We start from the raw sequence: 6,537 nt of genomic DNA on the forward strand, positions 1-6,537 counted from the left end.
CTCGGCCCAACGGAGCGAGTGAGCGCTGCAACTCCCAGCCTACCTGGCCATTCTTGCCAAACAACAGGATATGCATCAGGCACGCTCCCCGTAGTTTTGCTCGATCCAGGACTGATAGGCCCCGCTCTTGACGTTGCCAACCCACTGCTGATTGTCCAGGTACCACAGCACGGTTTTGCGGATACCGGATTCGAAGGTCTCTTGTGGTTGCCAATCCAGCTCGGCGCTCATCTTGCTGGCATCGATGGCATAACGACGGTCGTGACCGGGGCGGTCGGCCACATAAGTGATTTGATCACGATAGGACCCTGCTTTCGGCACCATCTCATCGAGCAGATCGCAGATGGTGTGTACCACCTCCAGGTTCTGCTTCTCGTTGTGGCCACCGATGTTGTAGGTCTCACCCATCACCCCCGTGGTGACCACGGTATAGAGTGCACGGGCATGGTCTTCCACATAGAGCCAGTCACGGATCTGGTCCCCCTTGCCATAGACCGGCAGCGGCTTGCCATCCAGGGCGTTGAGGATCACCAGCGGGATCAGTTTCTCGGGGAAGTGATAGGGACCGTAGTTGTTGGAGCAGTTGGTGACCACGGTCGGCAGGCCATAGGTACGGCGCCAGGCACGGACCAGATGGTCGCTTGATGCCTTGGAGGCGGAATAGGGGCTGCTCGGGGCATAAGGGGTCGTTTCGGTGAAGAGCGGCAACGCCTCACCGGGAGCAACTTCATCGGGATGGGGCAGATCGCCATATACCTCGTCGGTGGAGATATGATGGAAGCGGAAGGCCGCCTTGCGCGTCTCGTCCAGCACGTTCCAATAGGCACGGGCGGCTTCCAGCAGCATATAGGTGCCGACGATATTGGTTTCGATGAAATCGGCAGGGCCGGTGATGGAGCGATCGACGTGGCTCTCGGCCGCCAGGTGCATCACGGCATCGGGTTGGTGGGCGGCAAAGACCCGATCCAGCTCGGTGCGGTTGCAGATATCTACCTGCTCGAACACATAGCGATCGCTGCCTGAGACCTCAGCCAGGGACTCTAGGTTGCCCGCATAGGTCAGCTTGTCGAGGTTGACCACTGAGTCTTGGGTATGCTGGATGATATGGCGAACAACCGCAGAACCGATAAAACCGGCACCACCAGTCACAAGGATTTTCATATCGTTTCTCTCTTTTTTCTGCGCTTAAGGGGTTAATAAAGATTTAAGTTGCTCGATTTCTGTATCTTTCTGGGCGAGCTTATTCTCATAAGATTGAACTACCAAGTCCAATCTTTTTTGAATGTCTGCGACTTGGTTTTTATATTTCTCCTGAATTTTAAAGTCTTCGGGGGTGAAATCTGTGTCTTGATTGCCATGAATATTCGTGTAAACATTTTTCAGAGTTTTATCAGAGCAAAAAGACATCCTTTGAATGTTATTTACACAAATATCGCCTTTTGCGAACACAGCGATATAATCACTCCATCTGTCTTCTTGCAAATGAGAGAATTGTGCGCTGGTAAATGACTCCAGTAGCGTCACACCATAGCCACAACGACGCCCCCAGGTTTCTAAAGCCTTTCCTGAATCAGGGTAAAAGCGCCAGCAGTCGACAGGGTATCTATGTATGTATCCGTTACTTGGAACATTCATATAGATAAGGCCACCAGGCTTCAAAATTCTGAGCATTTCACTGAATGAGAGCCAAAATAGCTCTGAATGCTCAAGGCAGGAGCTGGTCACGACAACATCGGTAGATGCATCTTCGACAGGGAGCCGGTAAGGATCGCTGATCAAGATATCAACACCTTTCCCTTGGGTAAAATCCAAGCCGGTATAGATAATATTATCTTTGCATACAAAGAAATCTCTGATACTACCATTCACATCTTGCGAACCTATCTCAATTATATTGAGAGGCTCTGGAATATCTTTAATGTAAGTATCGAAGAATTTCTTGCCAAAATATAGAGCAGATGGGTGCATAAAATCCTTTTTTAATACAATATTAATAGGTGGTTAAACCTTAACCTACAAGGAGGCTGGCACGAGGAGGTAGAATTTTATTTAAGGTAATACCCCGTGATAATTATATGTCATAGTCGTGAGCAGTATAATGATAGGTGTTTTTATTGCTTGACATCAATGTTTAGCAAGAGCGTATGGCCGATTGCTTGGCATTATGGGTAAGTTGCATTCTTTTTTCATGAGAGTGAGCCAGTGTTTTAATTGCATTTACCCATAGTTCACTGTCATTCTCAAGCAAAATGCCATTGACATTCTGCGTCACTACTTCTTTATAGGGGGCTCGGTTGCTATATATTCCTACCGCGCCCATACGGACAAAATCATAGAACTTGACGGGCCCTCTCCCGGCATTAAACGCAGAGTCAAGCAAAGGGGCTAAACCGATATCTATACGTTGAGTTTTGGTATATACCAAGTAGTTTTCCCAAGTCATGGGATGAAGTACAGTCACTCTAGGTGTATTACGATAGAGTTTGTATATATCATGTTCGCCAAATATTTCAAATGTAACATTATGGCAGAGATTCATGACTTGGTTAATAACTTCATACAGCCAGATTTTTTCATCCCGATGAGAGCTGGTGCCATGATATGCAATTCTCAGCATGGGAGTGTGCTCAAGTAAAATGTTGGAAGGCATCGGGTTGATAATTTTTGGATCGAACGCAGAGTACTTTTTTTCTAGGTAGGGTGTGGATACCCAAAACTCATCACAATACGCGGTAATCCACCTGTGCTGAGCCGAGGCGCGGCGCAGTATTTTCTTGCGATATTCTTTAGGTAGTCGTTGCAATGCAGTTGGATCCAGCAAGTCATCATCCATGAAATAAATGATTCTTGATAGCTTATCAATGTCCAACTCAATTTTAGCCTGCCAGTGTGAAGATATAAATCTGATGATGACGATAGCATCGTCAGATTGGATTGAAAGATGGCTAAGGTCGTTACCGTCTTTTAGTATTACCTCTATATCTTTAAACTGTGCAGCTATACTCTGTTGAAAATAGGCCAGTGTCGGCGAATTCCCTTCATGTAATATAATAACACGTCGACATGGGCCATGTAGTAGAGAGCTAAGACTATGTTCTTTTTTATTTAATTTTCGGTATTTTTTGAATAATACCTTTCTGATCATTTCATCCATGGCAATACCACATTGGGAGCATGACTAAGCGAGAAATCCGGGCGGTCATAGCTCAAATTGGGATTATAAGCAGGATCGTGCTTCAGCCGCTGCGCCCAGCGTTTTTTCATATAGCGCAGTTCCTTTTGTGCTCGTGCCAACTGCTGTGGCGTCACGTCCTTGCCACGAGAGACCGACTCATGGTGATAGAGTTCGGCAAACGGGGTCCAGACAATTCGCCAGCCAGCCTCACCAGCCCGTAGGCAATAATCCACATCGTTGAAGGCAACGGGCAGATTGAGATCATCAAGACCACCCAGTGACAAGAACAACTCTCGATGGGTCAGCAAGCAAGCTGCAGTGACGGCAGAGAGTTCCTGCGCACAGACGGCCCTGCGCTGATAACCGGGGTCATCAGCGGTGAGGCCTGCATGAAAGTGATCGGCGCAACCACCAGGACCGACGGCATCGCCACCATGCTGTACTCTACCGTCGCCAAAATAGAGCTTGGCACCCACCACGCCGACGCCTTGACGCAGCAGATGAGAGACCATCTCTTCCAACCAGCTCGGACTCATGACTTCTGTGTCGTTATTGAGCAGGCAGATGAGCTCACCACTGGCCTGGCCCACGGCCGTATTGTTAATGGCCGAATAGTTGAACGGATGATCATAAGGGATCACCCGCACCCCGTATTCCTGGGCTGCATGGGCCAGATAGGCCAGGGTATCGACCTCGTCACTCTGGTTGTCCATCACCAGGATTTCCAGATTGGGATAGCGTGTCTGCCGTACCAGACTGTCAATGCAGGGCTTGAGATGAGCCAGGCCATTGCGGGTGGGGATGACCACCGATACCCGAGGCAATTGGGCTGGCAGTGGCCAGTGCCAACGACAGATACCGTGGGGCGCAGGGGATAGCGTCACACCCGAAGGCATCACTTGGCTCGCCTGAGCGATCAGCCCATGATCATCCTGCTCTTCACCGGGTTGATGCATCATCAGCACCGGAATATGCGCTATCTGTCCTGCATCCAACTGCCGGGAAAGTAGCAGCCATTGGTGATGACAGCTGACCCGGTCGGCAGGCACGAGAGGTTCACCTTGCTCGCGCCACAGGGCACACCAGCCTATGTAGTTCTGGCCGTGCAGCAGTGTTTCATTCCAATCCGGTTTGAAGTGGGGAGAGTGGCGTTTGCCACTGTCATCCAATAGATCGTGATCTCCGTAGATCCATTTTGCGTCCGGAGTCAGCCGTAGTTGATGGGCGACCCAAAAGAGTGCTGCAGGCGCGATCTCTGCCCCAAGGGGGATGGCCCAATGCCAGATTTCGGCAGTGTGCTCCGACTCAGGTTTGTCAATGCCTGGCTTAAGCAAGGTGACATGACTTGCCGGGTAGCAGAGAGCCTCAATGCTGGCAAGGGTACGCTGCTGGGCTGTGGTGTCTCCCTCACCCACCAGATGCAGGCAGACATGGGGCAAGTTGTCCCAGCGAGTCAGCAAACGCGTGATCATCTGACGATCACCTGGCTGCAAGGTATCGAAACTGGCCAGCCAGTGCTCGTAGGCGTGCAGGGATCTGTCATCACGCAGTTTGCCAACCAGTTCATATGCCAGAGGGAGATTGGTTAACCACAGATGCCAGGATAACCCCAGCCTCTTGCGCTTTTGAGCATTCAGTCGTCCGTAGAAGGGCAATACCCGGCGCAGACGCCGCCAGAGGCTCTCGATGGGGGATACCTGACGAGTCTGAGTGATCTCAACCAGGCAATCGGCCCCCTGATTGCTTGCCATCAAGGCGAGCTGACAGGCTCCCATGGGGAGATAGACCAGCTCTTGCAATGTGCCACGGCGCGTTACGGGCAGTGTCTGCTCGTACCAGCGCCCTTGGCGGCATTGCCAGCGTAGCCGGGTTGCTCCCCGTGGCTGGCGGGCATTCACTTTGCCCTGAATAAAGAGCCAGCCAGATCGCAACGAAAAAGAGTCTGGCAGCGCCAGGGGCTGCCAATGGCCATCACTATGCATAACAAGTTTCACAATCTGAAGAAGAGGGCACCCAGTTTGGTCGCAGGCGTGACCAGGAAAACGTGGGCAAGAGACGCACAATACTGCGATATCAACCCATCCATTTCTTCATCTGGATGCCGATCCAAGAGCTGCCCGAGGTTGACTCGGCGGCAGGGAGTGCCGCCAGCCGCTCACCAATGGCGGCCATTTCTGCCTTTACCCTGGGTGCCAGGGCGGCAGCAAGCAGACAAGTTTCATCATTGCGATCATGGGCCTTGAAATAGGCCTTGTGCTTGACCCGGTTCGCGGTGGCCGCACTGCCCCGCAGATGCTTGCCGAGCAGAAACTCTTCCAGTGACTTGACGGCATAGTGATTGACCCTCACCCCACTCCAGAGCACCTCGGCACTGACCCCGTTGCCATGTTTGGGATGCAGTATCACGTCATTGCCCAAGGCATCGACATAACGGCCATAGCGCAAGTCGGCGTAATGGGGGTTATGAAAACGATTCACCCGCTGTGGTCTCACGACGCTTTTAAAATTGTGGTGAACATTGAAAGATTGCGGTGCCCGCTTGATAAAACGCTCCGTCACCAGGCCGTCTTCGGCAAACAACTCGCCATTGGAACCAAAATTGGACCAGTTCAGGGCGAGGGCACTGACGCTCTCATCCTGAAAGCGGGAAGCAAGAAAATCGGTCAGTCCAAGCCCATTGGTCAACGGCAATAAAAACTCATCGGCATCGATAAAGGCAAGCAGATCGACCCCAGGTGGACAGCTACGCAGAATACGCTCGTAGGCGGGCAATTGCGGTTTTTGATTATCCAGATTGGGCTGCTCAAATGTGCTCACAATCCCCAATCTGGCGAGAGAGGCAAGCAGTTCTGTACTGCCGTCGCGACTACCATTATCGGCAATCATAAATCCGGTCACACCTAATACTCGGTGAAAAGCAATCCACTCAAGCAGACCTGAATATTCATCTTTAATGATGGCAGCAATATAGAGGTTCAATTTTTCGTCCAATTGATAATCAGGGTGTAGTGCCGGTTTCATCTTATGGATGAATACCGGCACAAAGTAGTGCTGTTGCCTTATATGGTGGGGGAGAAGGTCAACTCCTCCAGCCAAGTAATGAGGCCATCAGACTCCAACCCCAGGGTGATACGGTCAGAGAAGGGCACAGCGATATTGAAGCCGCAGCACAATCCTGTGTGATTGTCTGTAGGTTGCTGCAAGATGGCAGCAACAACGTCAGGGCGTTTGGCATTGAAAGCAAAGCTATACCTGATTACCCATGATTAGCAGTCAGTTACCACGAACTATACTGATCTTACGTACAGTTATCGAGGTGCGAGATCATGGCCAAAAGCAAAATCCAATTCCAGAAAGGCTAC

Annotated in this window: 5 protein-coding genes; all 5 read right to left on the reverse strand. The window is 50.9% G+C overall.

Annotated features, from left to right (window positions below):
• Window positions 1-75: 75 nt before the first annotated feature.
• A complete protein-coding gene (gene rfbB / locus ACB039_RS20780; RefSeq protein WP_371166359.1) occupies window positions 76-1,161 on the reverse strand; it encodes a dTDP-glucose 4,6-dehydratase in 1,086 nt (361 codons plus the stop codon).
• A 24-nt stretch (window positions 1,162-1,185) separates the two neighbouring features.
• Window positions 1,186-1,968: a methyltransferase domain-containing protein gene (locus ACB039_RS20785; protein WP_371166360.1), complete on the reverse strand. Its 783-nt coding sequence runs from the start codon at window positions 1,966-1,968 to the stop codon at window positions 1,186-1,188.
• Between the two features lie 163 nt (window positions 1,969-2,131).
• Entirely contained in the window at window positions 2,132-3,154 is a 1,023-nt protein-coding gene (locus ACB039_RS20790; RefSeq protein WP_371166361.1) for a glycosyltransferase family 1 protein, read from the reverse strand.
• The gene (locus ACB039_RS20795; protein WP_371166362.1) at window positions 3,142-5,157 is read right to left on the reverse strand and encodes a glycosyltransferase; all 2,016 of its coding nucleotides are present in this window, start codon (window positions 5,155-5,157) and stop codon (window positions 3,142-3,144) included. The genes ACB039_RS20790 and ACB039_RS20795 overlap by 13 nt, the downstream gene beginning before the upstream one ends.
• A 91-nt stretch (window positions 5,158-5,248) precedes the next feature.
• Window positions 5,249-6,217: a glycosyltransferase family 92 protein gene (locus ACB039_RS20800; RefSeq protein ID WP_371166363.1), complete on the reverse strand. Its 969-nt coding sequence runs from the start codon at window positions 6,215-6,217 to the stop codon at window positions 5,249-5,251.
• Window positions 6,218-6,537: the final 320 nt, after the last annotated feature.

Source organism: Aeromonas sp. S2(2024), from assembly GCF_041402505.1.
In the GTDB taxonomy this organism is placed as follows: Bacteria; Pseudomonadota; Gammaproteobacteria; order Enterobacterales; family Aeromonadaceae; genus Aeromonas; species Aeromonas media.

Bases quoted from the DNA above. Each gene is read 5' to 3' on its own strand.
- rfbB (WP_371166359.1), bottom strand. From the start codon at position 1,161: ATGAAAATCCTTGTGACTGGTGGTGCCGGTTTTATCGGTTCTGCGGTT.
- ACB039_RS20785 (WP_371166360.1), bottom strand. From the start codon at position 1,968: ATGCACCCATCTGCTCTATATTTTGGCAAGAAATTCTTCGATACTTAC.
- ACB039_RS20790 (WP_371166361.1), bottom strand. From the start codon at position 3,154: ATGGATGAAATGATCAGAAAGGTATTATTCAAAAAATACCGAAAATTA.
- ACB039_RS20795 (WP_371166362.1), bottom strand. From the start codon at position 5,157: ATGCATAGTGATGGCCATTGGCAGCCCCTGGCGCTGCCAGACTCTTTT.